Origin of the sequence: Streptomyces sp. NPDC046831, from assembly GCF_040645305.1 — a bacterium.
In the GTDB taxonomy this organism is placed as follows: Bacteria; Actinomycetota; Actinomycetes; order Streptomycetales; family Streptomycetaceae; genus Streptomyces.
In genome coordinates this window covers 24,262-43,786 of the sequence record NZ_JBEYXZ010000030.1, presented here as the reverse complement: position 1 = coordinate 43,786, position 19,525 = coordinate 24,262, and the positions used below count along the sequence as shown (strand labels likewise).

The 19,525-nt window shown below is 73.3% G+C and carries 14 protein-coding genes; 2 read left to right on the top strand and 12 right to left on the bottom strand.

Annotated features, from left to right (window positions below):
- Window positions 1-9: 9 nt before the first annotated feature.
- The 8 genes from ABZ920_RS23295 to ABZ920_RS23260 form a co-directional block, all read right to left on the bottom strand.
- Window positions 10-1,839, bottom strand: a complete 1,830-nt coding sequence (locus ABZ920_RS23295) for a VgrG-related protein (protein ID WP_361508181.1) — start codon at window positions 1,837-1,839, stop codon at window positions 10-12.
- A complete protein-coding gene (locus ABZ920_RS23290) occupies window positions 1,836-2,558 on the bottom strand; it encodes a LysM peptidoglycan-binding domain-containing protein (RefSeq protein ID WP_361508178.1) in 723 nt (240 codons plus the stop codon). The genes ABZ920_RS23295 and ABZ920_RS23290 overlap by 4 nt, the downstream gene beginning before the upstream one ends.
- A 53-nt stretch (window positions 2,559-2,611) precedes the next feature.
- Entirely contained in the window at window positions 2,612-3,037 is a 426-nt protein-coding gene (locus ABZ920_RS23285; RefSeq protein ID WP_361508175.1) for a phage tail protein, read from the bottom strand.
- Between the two features lie 46 nt (window positions 3,038-3,083).
- A complete protein-coding gene (locus ABZ920_RS23280) occupies window positions 3,084-3,572 on the bottom strand; it encodes a hypothetical protein (protein ID WP_361508172.1) in 489 nt (162 codons plus the stop codon).
- 2,581 nt (window positions 3,573-6,153) lie between these two features.
- Window positions 6,154-6,312 (bottom strand): DUF6760 family protein, encoded by a 159-nt coding sequence (locus ABZ920_RS23275; protein ID WP_164992666.1) that lies wholly within the window; start codon window positions 6,310-6,312, stop codon window positions 6,154-6,156.
- On the bottom strand, window positions 6,309-6,806 hold the full coding sequence (locus ABZ920_RS23270) for a hypothetical protein (RefSeq protein ID WP_361508169.1): 498 nt from the start codon (window positions 6,804-6,806) through the stop codon (window positions 6,309-6,311). Before ABZ920_RS23270 ends, ABZ920_RS23275 begins: the two co-directional genes overlap by 4 nt.
- Complete coding sequence (locus ABZ920_RS23265) at window positions 6,803-7,243, bottom strand: phage tail protein (protein WP_361508166.1); 441 nt, start codon at window positions 7,241-7,243, stop codon at window positions 6,803-6,805. Before ABZ920_RS23265 ends, ABZ920_RS23270 begins: the two co-directional genes overlap by 4 nt.
- 37 nt (window positions 7,244-7,280) lie before the next feature.
- Window positions 7,281-8,846, bottom strand: a complete 1,566-nt coding sequence (locus ABZ920_RS23260; RefSeq protein ID WP_361508163.1) for a phage tail sheath family protein — start codon at window positions 8,844-8,846, stop codon at window positions 7,281-7,283.
- Between the two features lie 252 nt (window positions 8,847-9,098).
- On the opposite strand from ABZ920_RS23260, the gene ABZ920_RS23255 reads away from it, so the two are divergent.
- Window positions 9,099-10,844, top strand: a complete 1,746-nt coding sequence (locus ABZ920_RS23255) for a DUF4157 domain-containing protein (RefSeq protein ID WP_361508160.1) — start codon at window positions 9,099-9,101, stop codon at window positions 10,842-10,844.
- Window position 10,845: 1 nt separating this feature from the next.
- Here ABZ920_RS23255 and ABZ920_RS23250 read toward each other — a convergent pair whose 3' ends face one another.
- The 4 genes from ABZ920_RS23250 to ABZ920_RS23235 form a co-directional block, all read right to left on the bottom strand.
- Entirely contained in the window at window positions 10,846-12,906 is a 2,061-nt protein-coding gene (locus tag ABZ920_RS23250; RefSeq protein WP_361508287.1) for an ATP-binding protein, read from the bottom strand.
- Between the two features lie 50 nt (window positions 12,907-12,956).
- Window positions 12,957-13,661: a DUF4255 domain-containing protein gene (locus ABZ920_RS23245; RefSeq protein WP_361508157.1), complete on the bottom strand. Its 705-nt coding sequence runs from the start codon at window positions 13,659-13,661 to the stop codon at window positions 12,957-12,959.
- Window positions 13,658-16,864: a hypothetical protein gene (locus ABZ920_RS23240; RefSeq protein WP_361508154.1), complete on the bottom strand. Its 3,207-nt coding sequence runs from the start codon at window positions 16,862-16,864 to the stop codon at window positions 13,658-13,660. The genes ABZ920_RS23245 and ABZ920_RS23240 overlap by 4 nt, the downstream gene beginning before the upstream one ends.
- A gap of 146 nt (window positions 16,865-17,010) precedes the next feature.
- Entirely contained in the window at window positions 17,011-17,688 is a 678-nt protein-coding gene (locus ABZ920_RS23235; RefSeq protein WP_361508284.1) for a LuxR C-terminal-related transcriptional regulator, read from the bottom strand.
- Between the two features lie 241 nt (window positions 17,689-17,929).
- Here ABZ920_RS23235 and ABZ920_RS23230 point away from each other — a divergent pair, with 241 nt between their 5' ends.
- The gene (locus ABZ920_RS23230; RefSeq protein WP_361508151.1) at window positions 17,930-19,264 is read left to right on the top strand and encodes a hydrolytic protein; all 1,335 of its coding nucleotides are present in this window, start codon (window positions 17,930-17,932) and stop codon (window positions 19,262-19,264) included.
- Window positions 19,265-19,525 lie beyond the last annotated feature (261 nt).

Below are 19,525 nucleotides of genomic sequence, written 5' to 3'. Positions count from 1 at the left end.
AGACAGAGGTCAGTTGATCCGGATGAGCTTGGCCTTGAGGACGCCCAGCAGACCGCCGTCGACGGTGACGTTCGACGCGCCGTTGACGCTCACCGTACGGCCGCCGATCTTCACCCCGACCCTGCCCTGGATGTCCACGTTCCGGCCCGACACGCTCACGTTGCCGCGCCCCGCGTCCAGGGTGATGCCCTTCTTGTCGAGCAGGACGGAAGTGAGGGGTTGCCGGCGGCCCTTCCTGGCGTACACGGTCAGCTCGATGCGGCCCCTCCGGTTGTCCAGGAACACTTCGAGGCGTTCGTCAGCGCTCATCAGCCGCACCCCGGAGCGGCCGGGTGCCCTCGTGTCCAGCAGCTCCACCCGGTGCCCCGAACGCGACACGATGGAGCGTCGGTTGATCTTGCCGGTGGTCTTGTCTATCAGTGGGACGTCGTGCGGCGACGGCTTGTCCACGCCGTTGTAGAGCCCGCCGATGACGTACGGGCTGTCCAGCAGGCCCTGTTCGAAGCCGACCAGGACCTCGTCGTTGACCTCCGGGCTGACCACGCCGCCACCGCCCTTGCCGCCCCACTGCACGGTGCGCACCCAGTCGGTGACGTAAGTGTCGTCCAGCCAGGGGAATTTCAGCCGTACGCCGCCGGACTCGGCGCCCCCCGGCTCGCGTACGTCCGTCACCACACCGATCGCCAGACCGGGCATGCGCGGCCCGCGGCTCGGCGCGTTCGCCCCGGTCACCAGGCCCGTCAGGGAGCGGTCCGGGCTGGCGCTGACCCACACCGTCGTCCGGTATCCGCCGTGCGGTTCGAGGACGTGCTGCACCGCCGTCGCCGTGTACTTCCCGGTGAACGCCTGCCCGACGTTGCCGAGCGCCACGGGCTTGCCCGCCCGCAGCTTGGGGTTGCCCTCGACCAGGGCCTCCAACTCACCGAATCCGGCGCTGACCTGACCGGCGACCGCGTCCGCGACGGCCGTCGTCTCGGCCTGGGTGCGGTACGGGGTGTCCGTGACGGTCAGCTTCGACGACTTGCCGAACCGGGCGGCGAACGCCGGGCTCAGCCCCGGCACCACCGTGTCGCTGTTGACCGACGGCTTGCGGGCCACCAGCGGCCGCTTCGTGGTGACGTCCCAGCCGCGCACCTCCACCTGCTGCGCGCCGTCCGCGGCCGACAGCGAGGCCCGCAGCGCCAGCAGGTTGCGCCCGTACTCCAGCACCATCGGGCTGCGGGTGGCCGGGGTCGACGGAGCCGGCGCGCCGGACGCCTTCTGGGGCTTGGTGAACTGCAGCAGCCCCTTGTCGTCGACGTGCACCTGCGCGCCGCTCTCCTTGGCCAGGAACTGCAGGAAGTCCCAGTCGGACACGTTCGCCTGCGACAGCTGCCGGTAGGTGACCGGTGCGGCCTGCACGGTTCCGCAGGACAGCCCGGCCCCGGCGGCCACCTTGCGGACGATCGCCGCCGCCGTCATGTTCCGGTACGCCACCACCTTGCGGCCCCGCTGCAGGCGGTGCGCCTTGGAGTAGGCGCGGACCACCGTGAACGAGCCCGTGCGGTCCCGGTCCAGCTCCAGGGCGGTCACCTCGCCGCTGAACAGCCGCTCGCGTGCCTGCCCGGACACGGTCACCACCGACACCTTCAGCGGGGTGCCGATGGTGATGCCCGTCTTCTGCAGGAACTCGTGGTCGGGGTCGCGGAAGGTGAGGACGGCCGCGTCCGGCAGGCCCACGTTCTCGTCGACCACACAGTTCACCAGCTGGGCGGCCCAGATCTGCGGGAGTTCGGCGGGCGTCTCGATGACGGGGTCGGCCGCGAACGACCGGCCGCCCCGCGCCTCGGGTGTGGTCACTGATCCTCCTCAGCGCCCGTGTCGCGCAGCCCCGGCACCACCAGTTCGGTGCCGGGTACGAGAGCCATCGGGTCGTCGATGTCGTTGGCCTCCGCGATGACCCGCCAGGCCGTCGCGTCGCCGTACTCCCGCCAGGCCAGCAGGGCCAGGCTGTCGCCCGCCACCACGGTGTGTGTGCTGCGGGCGGTGCGCGCGCCGGACGTCGGGTTCTGGCCCGCCGGATCGACGCTCGCCTCCTCGATGGACAGCGCGCAGGTGGCCCGCAGCGGCTTTCCGTCCACGTCGAACAGCGTGTACGTCACCGACAGGCTGGAGAGCACCCCGTCGAATGACGTCGTCCGCGCCGTGCCCCACTCGAACCGCACCCACGGGCTGGCCGGCTTCTTGCGGCCCAGGCTGGCCGGGGTCGGCACGCACCCCTTCATCAGCTTCTCCACCGCCAGCTCCACCGAGTTGTCGTGGGTGGCGGTGGCATCCAGGAACACCTCCAGGCTCAGCGTGCGCGGGCCGCTGCCGACGAACTCCGGCAGCGCCGACTGCCCCGCCATCCGGGACGGGGTGCGCCGCCACTCGGTGGTCTTGCGCAACTCCAGGGTGGAGGGGTTGAACTGGAGGTTCAGCCGCGCGATGGTCCCGCCGGGTTTCGCGCCGACGGAGGTGGGGGGCTCCTTCAGGGTCAGCTGAGCCCTGGCCCGGCTGGAGCGGACCGCTGGGGACATGCCGGGACTTCCTTTCGGGGACGGCTGTTGAGGGCGGTTTTCGTGAGGGCGGGTCAGGACGGGCGCAGGCCCTGGTGGGCGATCTCCAATGTCTCCACCGCCGCCTGGGAGTCGGCGGGGTCGAAGGACGGACCCTGCCAGCGCACCGGGACGATCCCGAACACCTGCCAGCTGATGATCCGCGTCAGATCCGGTTTCAGCGCCACGATCTCGCCGTCCTTGGGCTCCACCCGCTTCAGCGTCTCGTCGAGCCAGCGGGCGATCTTCGCCGTGTCGGCGGTGACGGGCCGGGTGAGCGTGATGTTCGACCAGGTCACGCGGCCCGGCAGCTGCCAGGTGAAGCCGTTGTTGCCGCCCTCGGCGTACGTCTCCAGCTCGACCTCGGCGCCCATCCCGGAGCACGTGTGGAACGCGCCCAGGTCGTTGCCGCCGATCGCGAGCCGGAAGAACACGCTCGTCGCGAAGATGCTGTCGGTCATTCGTCCGTCACTCGCCCGTCAGTCGTTCATCGTCCATGGCGTGCCCTCAGCGGCGTCCGTCGTAGGGGCGGCCGGTACGTTCCCGGCCGCGCCGCAGTTCGGTGCGCAGCAGCCGCGAGACCGGGTCGAGCAGGCGGCGCGCGAGGTCGTCGAGGTCGAGGCCGGGGTCGTCCTGCGGGGGGCCGGGGCGGCGGACGGCGGCCTTGCCCGAGGCGGAGGGCGAGGCGGGGGATACGGGCGACGCGGATGAGCTCGATGACGCGGACGACGACCGCGACCGGCCTCGCGCCGGTACCTCCTTGACCGGTACGCCCTTGAGCAGGTCGGCACCGGCGGAGTCGGTGACCTCGCGCTGCACGGGGGTGGCCGAGCCCGCCGCCGGTCCGGCGCCCGGCGCGACCGTCCGCGGCCGGACCACGGGAACGGGTCCCACCGGTGCCGTGGCGGCCGACGGGCGGTCCGCGAGCGGCGGCACCTGCGGGGCGGTCACCGGCAGCGGCTTCGCCGGTACGGCGGAGGTCGCGTCGACGGTCACCGGGCGGGGCGGCGCGGGACGGACGACCGGGACGCGCTGGACCGGGGCCGGGGAGGCGGTCGTTCGTACGCCCGCGTCCTTACCCTGCGGTCCGGGGTGCGCGGTCGCGGCTGGCTGGAGCCGCGGTGTGGCCTGGGCGGGCGCGGACGGGCCGGGTACCGGGCGCATGGGGGCCCCGGAGCCGCCCGGGGAGGTGGCCGATGTGCCGAACCGGTGTGCGGGCGCCCCGGTGGGTGGCGCGGTGCCGCCCTGGGAGGCGGCCGGTGCACCGGGCCAGCGCGCCGCCACCACGGGACGGCCGCCGGAGCGGGCGGCGGCGGGCGGTGCCGCCCCTTCCGGGGTCCGGGTGCTCACGACGAGCGGGCGCGCGGCCAGCAGCGAGAGGGCGCGGGGTGCCGCCGCAGCGGAGTGTGCTGTGGAGCTGGTCGCCGTGACGGGGTGCGGGTCTGCCGAGAGGGCGGGCCGGGTGCCTGGGGCCACGGCCCTGGCTACGACGACCGGGCCCGGGGCGGCGGGGCGTCGGGGCCTTTGCCCGCCCAAGCCCGGGCTCTCCGCTCGGGGTCTGCCGGAGGTCGGTCCGTCAGCGCGCGATCCTCCCGAGCCCGGCCCGCCGGCGCTCGCCCCACCGGACGCCGTACGAGAAGCACCGGACGCCGTGCCGGGCGCCGTACGAGAAGCACCGGACGCCATGGCGGGCGCCGTACGAGAAGCACCGGACGCCGTGCCGGGGCGTCGCGCTTTTCCTGCCGCGCCTTCCGTGGCTGCGGCGTCTGCCGGTTCCGGGCGGTCGGGGGCGATGGCCGGGGAGGGCGTCACCACCGGCCCGGCGGGGCCGTTCCCGTGGTCCGCGGGAGTGGCCTTGGGGGTGCCCCCGGTGGTGGAGCGATCCGCGACGCTGCGCTGGTCGGCCGTCCCCAGCAGCGGGGCGTCCGCTCTCGGAGCGAGGGGCGCGGCCCCGGTGGGCGGCACCGGAGCGGTTGCGGAGCTCCGGCCCTGACGTACCGGAGCGCGCTGGACGTCCGGGCCGGGCGCCGTACGAGAAGCACCGGACGCGGCGGAACCGGGCAGTTCGGCGCTCGGCGGCAGCGCGGGCAGCGGAGCTCCCAGGCCACCGCGCGCGCGGGCGCCCGTGCTGCCGGGAGCCGGGGCCCGGCGCGGGGCGTCGGCCGGGGCTGCGGGTGCCGTTCCCTTCGTGGCGCCCGCACCGCTGTCGTACGGCCCCGGGGCGTCGGACTGGCGCTGGACGACGGGCAGGGCCGGTCCGGGCGCGGTTCCGGCGCCGGGCGCGAGGGTGCCCTGCGCCAACGGCGCCGCCGTGGACGGCAGTTCGCTCAGCGGGGCACCGAGGGGAGCGCGACTGTGCGGGGGTGTGGCGGCGCGCTGTACGGGGGCGGTGGAGCCCACGCCCGTACTGGCCGGTGTCGTGGTGCTGGAGGCGTCAGGCGTTGGGGCGGTGTCGGGCGCCGGAGGGTTGGCGGGCCGCACGGCGGCGACCCGGCGCACGGGTCCGGCCGGACGACGGGCGACGGTCAGGCGAGGCCCCGACGGGCTGAGGCGGACGGCCGGGTGGGACCCGTCGGCGCCGGAAGTGCGGGGTGCCCCCGGCTGCGGCCCGGTCGCCTCCGTCACGGCGGGCTGGACGGCCGGTCGTAATTCCTCGGCGCCGGAGCGGGCGGACCGGGTCCCCGACGTCTCGTTCGCGGCGCGCTGGACGGCCGGGCCCGGAGGTGTACGGCGGCCGGAACCGACCCAAGTTCCGGAACCGGACTCGGAGTTCGCCGCGGAAGCCGGCCGGGGCGCAGCCCCGTCGGCGGCTGCGGGCGGCACGACCGCCACACGCCGTACGAGCGGAGTCCTGGGAACGACCGGCTGGTGGTCGGTGTCGGCAGGGGCCACGACCGGGCTCGTGCCCGGCTCGGCGGCCCGTTGGACGGTGGCAGGTGACGAGGAGAGGACGGCGGGGGAATCCAGGGACGTGAGGCCACGGGACCGAGGAGCGACGTCGAACGCGCTCCCCTTTCCCGCAGAGTCGTTGTCACCATCGGCACCGGTGCCGGAGGGCCGTATGGCGGACGAGCCCGAACCGGATCCCGTCGAACCGGACGTCCCCTCCCCCGGATCCGGACGACGGGCGATCCCCGCTGTCCGCACGGTCGTCGTCCCGTCCGAGGCCACGTCTCCCGCACCGTCCACCCCCTCCAGCCGCACCGCCCTCAGCAGCAGCGGCCCCCCGGCGGCGTGCGTGGGCTGCGGGGCGGCAGGACGGGTGACACCGCGTACCAGGCCGGCCGGAGCGGCGGGCAGCAGCGCATGCCCGAGCCCGCTGTCGAACGACGGGTTCTGCCAGGCGGCCAGGCCCGCGCGGAAGGCGAGGCCGTCGCTGACGCCGAGCGGGGCGCGGGACACGGTGAGTTCCGGCGCGGCGGTGCGGCGCCAGCCCCCGTCCCAGTCGCCGGGCACGGAGGAACCCGGATCGCCGGGCGTGCCACGGTCCGGGCCCGCGCCGGACGGACCGTCTCCCAAGACCTCGGAGCGGTCCGCGGCGGCCCGGCGGCGCAGCGTGTCCCGCCATGCCATGTGCTCAACCGCCTTCGTTCACACGCGTGTTGATACGAGCTATCTCGGCCACCCACTGCTGCCGTTCGCCGTGGGTCAGGTCGAGGATCTCCTCGCGTTGCCAGTGGAAGTGATAGGCGATGTACGCGATCTCCTCCCGGAGCCGGGGAAGGGCGTACGTCACGATTCCCCCAGGCGCCCACCCGAGAGGTCGACCTCGAAGCCGCCCTCGCAGTGCGGGCAGGTCACCGCGGCGCGGGTGTGCCCCTCGCTGTTGACCCGGCGGTAGAAGTCCTGGAGGAAGGCGACGTCGGTGGCGTACATCCGCTCCACGACCCCGGCGTGCACATCGGTGACGGTGCCGATCCGGGTGATCACCTGGCTCAGCAGCACCACGCTCAGGTACGCCGGATTCTCCTTGACCCTGAGGTCGATCTGCGGACGCAGCTCGTCACGGGCGGTGGCCAGGCGCATCGCACCGTGCCGGTGCACCGTGCCCGCCTCGTCCACGTAGCCGCGCGGCAGCTCGAACTCGAACTCGGTGCGCAGCCCGTGGTCCTCCCGGGGCGCCGCAGCGGCGGGGGCGGGGGGTGCCGCCGACTGCTCCGGGGCCGGGGCGGGCGCCGTCACCTGGAGGAGCTCCTCCAGGTTGCCCGCCGTCACCGTACGGCGCCTCATTCGACGATGATCTCTTCGAACACGATCGTCACGGACTCGGTGGCCGCGGACGACTCGCCCGCCTTCAGGGAGGGGCCCTCCCACTTGGAGGCCCAGCCCTGCATCAGCTGGATGCGGCGCACCGTGTTGCCCTCGGTGTCCTTGATCTCGATGGTGAGGTTCTGCCGCGCGGAGTTCACGGCGCCGTTGTTCAGGGTCTCCTTGATCCAGCTGGTGAACTCACTGCTCTGGTCGAGTCCCCGGGTGATCGTGATCTCGCCGGCCTGCCGGGCGCCGGGCTGCTTGCGGATGATCTGTTTGCCCTCCGCGCTGACCTGGCGTACCTCGACGACCTCCTCCTCGACGGTCAGCCCGCTGATCTCCTGGATCGACTCGACCAGGTAGCCCCCGAGCTGCACGCCGAAGACGTGAGTGGAAAGAGCATCGCCCGTTGCCATGACTGTCTGTCACCTTCCCTTGTGTTCTGCCCGCAGGTCACTCGTCGATGAGGCTGGTGCTGTCGGAGAACTGGGCCAGCCGGAACACCACGAACTCCGCGGGCTTGACCGGTGAGACACCGATCTCGCAGATGACGCGGCCCTGGTCGATGGACTCCGGGGGGTTGTTGTCGCGGTCGCACTTGACGTAGAACGCCTCCTCGGCCGTACGGCCGAACAGCGCGCCCCGGCGCCATTCCTCGGTGAGGAACGCGGTGACATTGCGCCGGATGCTGGACCACAGCCGGTCGTCGTTCGGCTCGAAGACCACCCACTGGGTGCCCAGCAGGATGGACTCCTCGAGGTAGTTGAACAGGCGGCGCACGTTCAGGTAGCGCCAGGCCGGGTCGGAGGAGAGGGTGCGGGCACCCCAGATGCGGATGCCACGGCCGGGGAAGGCCCGTACGCAGTTGACGCCGATCGGGTTGAGCAGGTCCTGCTCGCCCTTGCTGAGGCGGAGTTCGAGGTCGACCGCGCCGCGGATCACCTCGTTGGCGGGCGCCTTGTGCACACCGCGCTCGCCGTCGCTGCGCGCCCAGACGCCGGCGACGTGGCCGCTCGGCGGGACGGTGGTGTTGCGTCCGGTGGCCGGGTCGAAGACGCGGACCCAGGGGTAGTAGAGGGTGGCGTACCGGGAGTCGTAGCCGGCCTCGTCGTTGCGCCAGGTGCGCACCTGCTGCGCGCCCAGGCCGGGCGGGGTGTCCAGGACGGCGACGCGGTCGCCCATCTGCTCGCAGTGCGAGATCACCGCGAGCTGCACGGTGCGCACCCCCTCGGCGTCGATGTCGCCGCGCTGGTAGGCGCTCATCAGGTCCGGCACGGCGACCATGGTGATCTCGTCAATGGTCTCCAGGCCGCCGAACCCGGTGCGGGCGTCGGCGTCGCCGACGTACTCCGCCGGGTGGAGGCGGGCCACCTCGCCGGAGCCGTTCGCGGCGGGCGCGGCGGGCGCGGCCGGGGCGTCGGGCACGGCCAGGATCTGGGCGGCGGGCCTGGTCTGGGCGGCGCCCTGCTGCTCGGTGACCTGGATCAGGTTGGAGGCGCGGGCCTGGTTGACCAGGTATCCCTTGACGTTCTTGCGGGTGGACGCCTCGTACGTCTCCGCGACCTGGTCGCCCTGGCGGACCAGGACCTTGAAGCGGTCCTCGGGCGGGTTCTCGCCGTCCGCGTCGGCGACCTCGAGCGACACCCCGGTGACGCCCGGCCTGGCCGCGACGAGGAAGCCGCCGAGGGCCACCGGCTCCGCCGCCTTGTTCGCGCGCCCACCGTCGTCGACCGCCTGGGCGGAGGCGTCCTCGGCCTGGCCGCCGATCCGCACGATGTACGCGGCGCCGCCGCCGTTGGCGAAGTAGCCGTGGACCGAGAGGGGCAGGTAGGTGCCCTCGGTGAAGCCGCCGAACGTCTGGGTGTACTGGTCCCAGCTGGTGACCAGCGTCGGCGTGTGGAACGGGCCGTTCTCGGCGAACCCCACGAACGCGGCGACGGCGGTGCCGACCCCTTCGATCGGTCGGGCACCGGACTGCACCTCCTCCACGTACACACCCGGGGTGAGGTACGTCGGCATACTCGCTCCTTCGCGTCCTACGGGTCAGCCACCTGTGTCCAGGTCGAGTCTGCGCGGGGGGCCGCCGGGGCGACAGGGACGCGGGGACCTGGCCCGGGGCAAGATCACTGCCTTCCGCTGCCCGCACCAACGGTCCGGCCGTCGGCCGGGGCTGCCCTCGTTCTGCCCGTACGGCCCTGGACGCTCCGTTCGCACGGGCGGTCCACTGGGGGCCGCAGCAGGGGTGCGCCGACGAGGAGGCAGCAGATGCGGATGTCCGGGACGCATGCCGAGCAGAACGAGGCACGGCAGCCGGCGCGAGTCCCCGCCGCAGCCCGCCAGGAGACCTCCGGCATCCCCGCCGTACCGCCGCCGCTCACCGCCGACGCCCTCCGGGCGGCGCAGCGCGGCGCGGGCAACGCCGCGGTGACCGCGATGATCGCCCGGCGCGCCCGGCCCACGCCCGCCCCGGAGCAGTCGGACCACGGCGTGGACGAGGTCCTGAACTCGGCCGGCACACCACTCGCCGCACCGGTGCGTCAGGACATGGAGGCCCGTTTCGGCACCGACTTCTCCGATGTGCGCCTGCACACCGGGGCCGCCGCCGCCCGCTCGGCCCGCGCCATCGGGGCCCGCGCGTACACCGCGGGCAGCCATGTCGTGATCGGCGCGGGCGGCGGCGACCGGCACACTCTGGCCCACGAGCTCACGCATGTGGTGCAGCAGCGCCAGGGGCCGGTCTCGGGCACCGACCACGGCAACGGGCTCAAGGTCTCCGACCCGTCGGACAAGTTCGAACAAGCCGCCGAGCAGAACGCCCGCCGGGTGCTCTCGGGCCCACGGCCCGCCGACGCGGAAACCTCGGCGCACGGCTCCGAGCCGGTGGCGGGCGCGGACCCGGACCACGTCCAGCGGAAGGTCGGCTTCGAGTTCGAGGTGCGGCACGGCGACGAGTGGAGGATCCACGAGGAGCACGAGGGCGGTGGCAGGTCCCTCAAGAAGGACTCGAAGGCGGCCCTGATCAACCTGGCGGGCAACCTCTCCTTCGTCTCCGCCGACAACGGGAACGTCGAGTTCGTCACCCGTCCGCTGCAGAGCCTCGCCGAGGTGCGACAGGCGCTCGCGGCGATCGTCGCGTTCCACAACCAGCTGTCCCGGGACAAGAGGTACAGCCAGCCGCCCTACTCGATCACCACGCGCGGCCCGGGTGTGGCCGTGCCCCAGGCCACCTTCGGCATCAGGATGGAGAACATCGCCGCACTCGCGGACACCCTGACCAGGCTGAGCCAACAGGCGAACCCGACGACCGGTGGACGCACCCGGCGCCGCGCCAACACCGCTGGACAGGCCGAGAGCGAGCTCAGCAACCGGGTGACCACAGGGCTGTTGAGTGTCGGCGAGGCGCGCGGGGAAGCCGACGGCATCGTCCAGGAGGCCGCCAAGGCCTCCGGCACCGACGCCGACACCACGGATCCCGCTCTGCGCGAGGTGTCCGGGTTCCTCGCGGTGATTGTCAAGATTCTCGACGACGCTGCCGGACGCAGCAGCAGGACGGACGATCCCAAGTACTTCTTCCCGATGATGCCGCGCACGGACTTCGTGAGCATGCGCAAGAGCCTGTCGTCCGAGGCCCAGGATTGGATGATCGACCGGCTTACGCACATCTACGCGGCTTTGAACCACGTCTTCTTGGTCGACTACCCGGTGTTCCCCGGCAACTACAAGGAGAAGCCGAAGGGCCCGGAGCTGACGCGGCGCGCGTGGCTGGACTCGGTCTTCGTGGGAGACCCGGCGACCGCCAAGGACCTGCTCTCGCCCCCGCCCGGTTATCCCCGCCACCACGAGACCGCGGCGCCCGAGGGGATGGGCGCCATGGAGACGGACGACGAGAATCTGTCCCTCTTCGAGATCCGCGATCTGGGCGGGCCCCTGGAAGTGGACCAGTGGACGGGGCTGGCCGTGTTCATCGCGAAGATGGTCGGCGAGGCGACGGACGACGACCGGCTCCGGAACGACTGACTCAGGCGTCGGTGGCCGCCGCCAGATACGGCCCGAACTCGCCCTCCAGCACCAGCCGCCCCAGCTTGCGGTACTCCTGCGCGACCGCCGTCACCAACTGCCGCATGGTGAGCGGACTGCCCGACTCCGCCGCGAGGTAGGCCGCGGTCACCGCGCAGGCGCGGATGGAGCCGCCGGCGAGTTCGAAGCGGTCGGCGCAGAAGGGGAGGTCCAGGTCGTCGGCGCGGGGCAGCCGGTCGCCCAGGCAGCGGTCCCACAGGGCGAGGCGGTGGCCGGAGTCGGGCACCGGGAAGTCGGCCACCACGTCGAGGCGGCGGGTGAACGCCCCGTCGAGGTTGGCCCGCAGGTTGGTGGTCAGCACCGCGATCCCGTCGAAGGACTCCATGCGCTGCAGCAGGTACGCCGACTCGATGTTGGCGTGCCGGTCGTGCGCGTCCTTCACCTCCGAGCGCTTGCCGAAGATCGCGTCCGCCTCGTCGAAGAGGAGTACGGCGTTGACCGCGGAGGCCTCGGTGAAGATCCGCTCCAGGTTCTTCTCGGTCTCCCCGATGTACTTGTCCACAACTGTGGACAGATCCACGACGTACAGGTCCATGCCCAGATCGGCGGCGACGACCTCGGCGGACATGGTCTTGCCGGTGCCCGACTCGCCGGCGAACAGCGCGATCACGCCGCGCCCCCGGCCGCCGCCGGGCCGCATCCCCCACCGCCCGAGCACCTGTTCGCGATGGCGGGCCCGCAGCGCCAGTTCGCGCAGCCGCCGGTGAGTGGCCGGCGGCAGCACCAGGTCGTCCCAGCCGACGCCCGGCTCCACCCGGCGGGCGAGCCGGTCCAGCCCCGCGCCGTTCTGGGCGCGTACGGCGGTGCGCAGGTCGTCGGCGCGGACCGGGCGGCCCGCGAGGGCAGCCGTGCGCACCGCCACGTCGGCGGCGCGGCGCAACTGCCCGGCGTCCAGCCGGTGCGCGGCGACCGCTTCGGCGAGCGCCTCGACGTCACCGGTCACAGAGCCGTCACCTGCGGCCTCGTCGAGGGCGTACCGCCAGCGCGCGGCCTGCCGCTCGGGCGAAGGTGCCGGCACGGTCAGGGCGACGGGCGTGTCGGCCGCCCACTCCGGAGCCCAGCCGACACTGCCGTGCGTGATCAGAGGGATGCCCCGCAGCGCCGCGCACAACGCCCCGAGCGTGCGGGCCCGTTCGGCGGGTTCGCCGGGGAGCGCCTCCAGGGGGCCGAGGACGACGCCGGCGCCGGTCAGGCGGGCTTCGAGGGCGGCGGTCCGGGCGAGCTCCGGTACGTCGCCCGCGCGCCGGGCGAGCGCCACCGCGTCCAGGACGAGCGGGCGCAGCCCGGCCGCGCGCAGGGCCGCGACGGCCAGCCCTGCCGCGTCGCCGCCCCGGCTTCGCAGATGGACGAGGCCGACGCCGGTGCCGGCCGCGGCCGCCGTCCGCTGGACCTCCGCCGACTCGGCGGTCGGGTCCTCGCGGGCCTCGCCGAGCACCCCGGCGAGCCGGCTGTCGGGGCGAGCGCTGCCCAGGAGATGCCCGGTGACCCGGTCGGGGACCGCCAACACCCGGGAGAGCGGAGGCCGTTCAGGCTCGGTGACCTCCACCAGACCACCCGCGATCAGCGGCGCACCGGGAGCGATCCGGAACCGGGCGGACGCCGCCTGGGCCAGCCCGCACAGCTCCAGGGCGAGCCCGACCGTGGGCCGACGACGCGTCAGGTCGTCGTTGAGATAGCCGTAGAGCCGCTCGAAGCGCGTGTCCAGGTCGGGCGCCACCGCGATTAGGAGCAGGTCCATGTCCAGCGACGACAGCCCGAACCGCCGTGCGAGTCCGTCGAGTACGGAACCGGCCGCCGGCTGCCACGGCTCGTGGACGGGTATGCCGAGTCCGCCCGGCTCGTCCAGGATGCGGGCGACCGCGTCGGGGGTGAGGTACTGGCCGCGGTACGGGTCGTCGGGGTCGGGGTCGGCGGCTCGGCGGACGGCGACGGCGCGGCGGACCCGATCCTCGACCAACCGCAGCCGTGCCCACAGGTGTTCCAGGTCGACGGAAACGGGCATGCCGTCGACGGACACGTGTTCGGCGACGACGTCGGGTTCGGCGGTGTGCGTCACGGCTGGCGGTCCCCCCGGCGGCGACGGGCGGGAGCGGGGCCCCGTTCGCGCGGGCCCGCGAAGCCGTTCGAGCCCGGGTCGGTCGCCTCCTTGTAGCGCAGCCGGCGGCCCGGCGTCGCCTCCCCGCCCTCGCTCCGGGCGGCGGAGCGCACGACGAGGCCTTCGGTGACCGGCGGCGCGGTCTGTGTGGTCACGCCGGCGAGCGGCGCGCTCACCCGTACCTGGAGCGATGCCTTCAGCTCCCCGCCGAGCGCCGACCACACGTCCGCGGCGGCCGGCGCGTTCGCCCCGGCACCGGTGGTGTCCAGTGCCACCGTCAGGCCGAGGTCGGCGAGGGTGCCGGTCAGCAGCCGGGCGGGCAGCGTGTCGCCGCTCACCAGCGTGGCCAGCACCTGCGACAGCAGCCGGTGTTCGTCCTGCGGGCGGCTCGCCCACGCGGTGACCAGATACGTCAGCTCGAACCAGCGGGGCGGGGTGCGCCGCGCCACGAGGTGGCCGTCCCCGTCGTACACCTCCCCGGCGCCGCTGCCGCGCCGGCTCGCGTCCTCACGGATGTCGTACAGGAAGACGCAGACCGTCGGGGCGCTGCGGCGCGCGGCCCAGTCCCGGGTCGGGGCGTCGAAGACCACCTCGACGCCCGATGCCTCCAGGCCGGACTCGCCGAGCAGCCGGCGCAGCCCCTCGTCGACCTCGTGGATCATCGGCGGGTCACCGTGTCGGGCGGCTGCACGGTGCCGCTGACCACCAGGAAGTCGGTCTTCACCGGTGAGAACCCGGGGCCCTTGGCGATGATGACGCGCGGCCCGGTCTGGTCCTTGGCGAGGATGAGCAGCTGGCCGATGAACGTGCCGTCCGGCCTGGGCACGGTCGGCGCCGCCGACGCGGTGATCCCCGGCTTCCAGGTGAACCGCACCGGCACCCCGGGCGGGAAGTCCTTGCCGCGCACGGAGGTGACGAAGCCGGGCTTGCCGATGTCCGGCACCGCGACGATGCGCGGCTGGAGGATGCGCAGCCGCTTCCGGGCGGTGTTGTCGCTCAGGTCGGCGTCCGTCCCGGTGGTGGTGAGGCGGCCGGTGACGCGGCCGGTCATCGCCTTCTTCGGGCTGAGGACGACCCGTACGACAGTGCTCGCGCCCGGCTCCAGGTCCGCCAGCGCGCACACCCAGGAGGCGTCACAGCCCGGCGGCGGCCCGTTGTCCGGGATGCCCTTGGGCAGGCCGATGCGCAGGCGCAGCCCGGTCGCGAGTGCGTTGCGGCCGTTGCGGACGGTGTAGGTCACCACGACTCGCCCGCCGACGTAGCCCGGATCGGGCTGGGCGGTGACCTTCACGCCGGGTCCGGCGTCGGGTGCGGGCGGCTCGGCGGGCACGGTGGGCGTCGGGGTCGGGGGCGGGGGCGGGGGCGGGGTCGGGGGCGGGGTCGGCGTCGGCGTCGGCATCGGGGTCGGCGTCGGGGGCGGGGGCGGGGTGGCCTCGCGCACCGGGACCACGGTCCGGCCGGCGTTGTCGCTGGGCTCGGGGTCCAGGACCGTGCCGGTCACCGACCAGTCGACGGGCTGGTCACCGGCGGTGAGGCCGGTGAGGGTGACGCTCACCGTGACGGTGGCGCCGGGCCGCACCACGCCTACGTTGCACTGGAGGGTGGCGGCGTCGCAGGTGCCGCCGGGGTGGGTCACCTCGGTGACCTGCACGCCGGCCGGCGGGGCGATCGTCAGGGTGGTGCCCGGGGAGGCGGCGGGGCCGTTGTTCACCAGGCCCACCTGGACCGTGCGGGACTTGCCGACCGTGACCTCGGGGGTGGTGCCGGGCGCGTTGACCGCGAGGTTCACGGACTGCTGGACGCTGGGCTCCTTCTGCCGGCCCGGGAGGGTGCCGGTGAGCGGGGTGAGGTCGCCGGAGTCGACGTCCAACAGGCTCAGCTTCTCGGGGCTGTTGACCGCTGCCTCGGCCCGTGAGCTGACCACCAGGCTCTCGCCGTCGGCCGTCCACGCGGCGTCGCGCGGCTGGAACGGTCCGGTTGCCGAGGTGTCCGGCAGCTGCCGGCCGCAGGCTCCGGGCAGGCCGACGGCGGCGGTGGGCGTCAGCACCCGGCAGTCGTCGCCGGTGAGGGAGGTGAGCAGGATGCCGCCGCCCTGGTCGACCCGGCCGCCGCCGCTCTTGCGGTTGAAGGCGATGGCGGTGCCGTCCGGCGAGAACGCCGGGCTGTCGTCGATGACCTCGCAGTCACCCGGGCAGATCGTGGCACTCAGGTCACGCTGCCGGCCCAGGTTGTCCACCGGCACGGTCCAGACGTGCTTGTTGCCGCCGTTGCCGTCGATGACCTCGTTGCGGGTGAAGGCCAGGGTCGTGCCGTCGGACGACCAGGTGGGCTGGGCGTCGCCGCCCGTCTGCTCCGCGGCCGGCGGGGTGATCTGCCCGGTGATCGCGCCGGTGGCCGCGTCCGCGACGAGGATACGGCTGGCGCCGCCGACGCCGCCCGGCGAAGTCCGGGTGAAGGCCAGGTACTTGCCGTCCGGGGAGAACGTCGGATCGGTGTCCCGGTCCGTCGCGCCGCGTCCCGCGAGCGGCATGGGCCGCGCATTCGATCCGTCGGCGTCCGCGATCCAGATCCGCTCGATCCGGCCCTGGGAGCCGTCCTCGAAACGGGTCAGCACGATCCGGCGGCCGTCGGGCGTGTAGTTCTGCCGCTCGGTCCACGGGTCGTACCCGGCCGCGGGCTGGAACAGCGGGTCCCTGGCAGGATCGGTGTTGGTGTCGGCCGCCGGGTCCTCGTTGAGGATCGTCAGGCCCAGGTCGCGCGGGTCGGACCCGTCCGACCGCGCGTCCTGCAGCGTCACGACGTGCGGGCCGGGAGCCGAGGTGCGCTCGACCACCGCACCGCCGCCGTCGAGCGAACCGGACCAGGTGACCGAGGAGATTTCCCGGTCCTCGTTCAGCACGAGCGAGGGGACCTGGTAGGCGTCGTGGGCGGTCGCCCTGAACACATGGTCCCAGTCGCCCTCGCACTCACACGTGATCTCGGGGCTCAGGAACAGCACATCGTCCCCGTTGGGCAGCCACGCTGCCCCGTGGGCACGCCACTGTGCCCGCGCGCCCCCGAGCAGCGGTTCGTCACCGGTCCCCTCCGCGTTCGTCACCCGCAGCCGGGGCACGCTCCGCCCGTCGACGGTGGTCGTGGCGGTGTACGCGATCCAGTTCCGGTTCTCGTCGTCGTTCACCGGGTTCCACACCGGTTCGGCGGCCGTCCCGTTCGAGGGGGAGGTGACGCGGGTCGCGGTGCCGCCGTTCAGGGGCCGTACGTAGATCTGCTCTCCGGCCGGCACGTCGCTGTCGCTGGCGTACGCCACCCGCTGCCCGTCGGGGGAGACGGTCGGGCACTCCTCGTTCGCGGGGCTGTCGGTGAGCCGGGTCAGACCGGTGCCGTCGGTGTGCACCAGCCACAGGTCGCGCTGCGTCCCGCCGTCCAGGCCACCGGACTCGGCCGCGTCGAACACCACGGACCTGCCGTCCGGGGTGAGCCGGGGGTGCGCCGCGTCCATGCCGCTGGTCAGACGCCGTACGGAGCCGTCGGCGGACCGGAGGTAGATCTGCGGGATCTTCTCGTCGCGCGGGCTCGCGAAGACCATCCGGTCGCCGAGGGCGGACGGCTGAACGTCGTGGTGGGCCGGGCCCGCGCCGAACAGCGGGGTGCTGGAGGTCGTGGTGGCCACCTGGCCGAGACTGCGGTGCCTGGTGCCGGCGTAGGCGATCCGGGTGTCCGTGGTGTCAGCGGCCGCGGGCCGCGTCGCGGACCCGGCGCCGCCCTGCCCGGAGGCCGCCGTCACCCCGAGCAGCGGGACGAGCAGCAGCAACGACAGGCCGAGTCTTCCCGGGCGGTACCGCCCGCCGGGGCCGGCGGTTCGCATGGAGGGTCCCCTTCGCGGTCTGGATGCGGCACGTGGATGTGCCCCCGCCACCCTGCGACGTCCGCGCACGACGCGGCAGGGCGGCGGGGCCGTACCCGGGGGAAGCGTGCGGTGTGCTTTCGGGCAGGACCGACGTACCCCTAGCGTCAGATGAGCCCGTTCCGCAGCGCATAACCCACCGCGTGGGCCCGGTTGCGCAGTTGGAGTCGGGTGATGATCTCGTGCAGGACGTTCTTGACGGTCCGTTCGGAATACGCGGTCTTGCGGGCTATCTCCGCGGTGTCCAGGCCCTCCGACACCAGGCGCAGCATGTCCGCCTCCCGTGTGGTCAGCGTGGACAGGGACAGGCCCTGCGGATCGAGCGTCGAGCGCTGCAGGCTGCCGACGTGGGAGAGCAGCTTGCCGAGCAGGTCGCCGGGAAGCACTCCCTCGCCGTTGGCCGTCGCGAGGACCAGGTGGACGAGCCGGTCCTGGTCGGCCTCGGCACGCCGCAGCACCGCCGGGACGCCGCACTCGATGACGCGTTGCAGCGCGCCGGAGCCGAGGGTGCCGACGACGAGGCCCACGCGGGTGGCGGAGTTGAGCCGCAGCCGGTGCAGCAGGGCGGCCACGTCGTCCTCGACGTGGTCCACGACCACCAGCGACACCTGGGCCCCCTCTGCGTCGGCGTCGGCGACAAGGTCGACCTCGGGGCGCTGGCGTAACTGCTGGCCGACGCCGACACGCAGGATCGGATCGGCGGCGTAGACGGCCACGGTCACCCGATCCGGCCGACCGGTGCCGGAGACCCGATGCCCGGAGCCGGCGGCGAACTCGTAGGACATGGAGGCAGACATGGCAGGTGTTCTCCTCTGCGCAGGACATGAGGGGTACGTCTTCATGAGTTCAGGGGGAGGATCCCCGGGGCGGGACGAACACCGGAAGGCGGCGCGCGGGAGCCGTCGAGTGACATCAACGACCCCGTAGGAGGGGCGGGTTGACGGTGACTTCGCGGGCACCACGACTGCCCGGGCGTTGCCCTCGCGCCGCTCGGCGCACTCCTGCGGACGCTTCTACCGTGGTGGCGTGACGCCTTCTGCAGCCTCTTCCGGTCCCGGTGCGCCCGGACTCGACATCCCGGTCGTGACAGTGGCCCCGGGCGGCAGTGCCACGACCAGTCTCACCGTCCGCAACGACAGTGACATCGTCGAGGCCTACAGCCTGGAGGTCGTCGGGGACTGTGCCTCCTGGACGACCGTGGAACCCGCGCGGGTCTCCCTCTACCCCGGCACCTCCGAGACGGTGACGATCCGTCTGGAGCCGCCACGTACTCCGGAGATCCGGGCCGGCGAGCTGCCCCTCGCGATACGGGTCCTGCCGATCGAGCATCCCGACGCGGTACGGGTTCCCGAAACCACCGTGCACGTCGAGGAGTTCCACGAGCTGCGCACCGAGCTGCAGCCGCGCCGCCGGCGCGGCTGGCTGCGCGGCCGCTATCGGCTGGCGGTGCGCAACGAGGGCAACACTCCGGTGCAGGTGGGATTCACCCCCGGCCAGGCGGGCGAGGAGCTGGCGTTCGCCGTCAACCCGGCCGAGCCGAAGCTGGAACCCGGCGAGTCGGTCGAGGCCGGGCTGCGGGTCCGTACGGGCAAGCCCGTGTGGTTCGGCTCCCCGGTGGCGTGGCCGTTCACCCTGGCCACCACCGAGACCGGTGTCCAGGACGGGACCCAGTCGGCCGAGACCGCCGGCCGGCCGCCGCTGGAAGCGGAGTTCGTCCAGATCCCCGTCTTCCCGAAGTGGCTGCTCGCCGTGCTCGCGGCGCTGCTCGCGCTGCTGCTCGCCTGGTTCGCGCTGGTCCGCCCGGCGGTGCGCAGCGCCGCGAAGGAGGCGGCCAACGAGGCAGTCCAGCCGCGCCCCACGCCCGCAGGAGAGCAGGCCGGAATCGGGCAGACACCCGGCAACGGTTCCGGCGGCGCGAGCGCCTCGCCCGACGGTCAGGGCAAGGGTTCCGGAGCGGGCGGCGACGGCACCTCGACCGGGGACGGCACCACGGTCGGCAGCGGTCAGCAGAGCTCGGCGACCATCGACCTGAAGACGTCCAGCGGAGAGACCAAGACGGGTACGTACAAGGTGCCCGAGACGAGCGTCTTCGGTGTGACGGACATCGTGGTCGCCAACTTCCAGGGTGATGAAGGGGTGATGACGATCAGCTTCGGCGACCGCAAGATCACCACGATCGCCCTGGAGACCTTCCGCAACCAGGACTACCACTGGGTCACCCCCATCAAGATCCCCGCGAACGACACCGTGACCATCGAGGTGACCTGTGCGAAGCCGGGCACTCCGGCCACCGGCCGCAGGGCGCAGGGATGTCACGAGGTCCTGAACGTGAGCGGTGTGCTCAGCCGCACCGCGCAATGAACCGGGCCCCAAGCCTTGGACCATTTTTGGTTAGTGCCGACTGCAGATGTAAAGAGTGGCAACTGATTCCGTCCAGAAATCGATAGCTCTGGCCAGAAAACTGGCATCCATCCGCAGACGGCCCACCTTGGACGGCATTCGGCCCACCCCCGCACGAGTCCGCGCGACCTGGTGATCGCCGCCACCGCGGCCCTCACGGTTTGGCCGTCCTCCACGACGACGCCGACGGACGCGATGACGCCCGTCGGCCGCGCCTGGTGG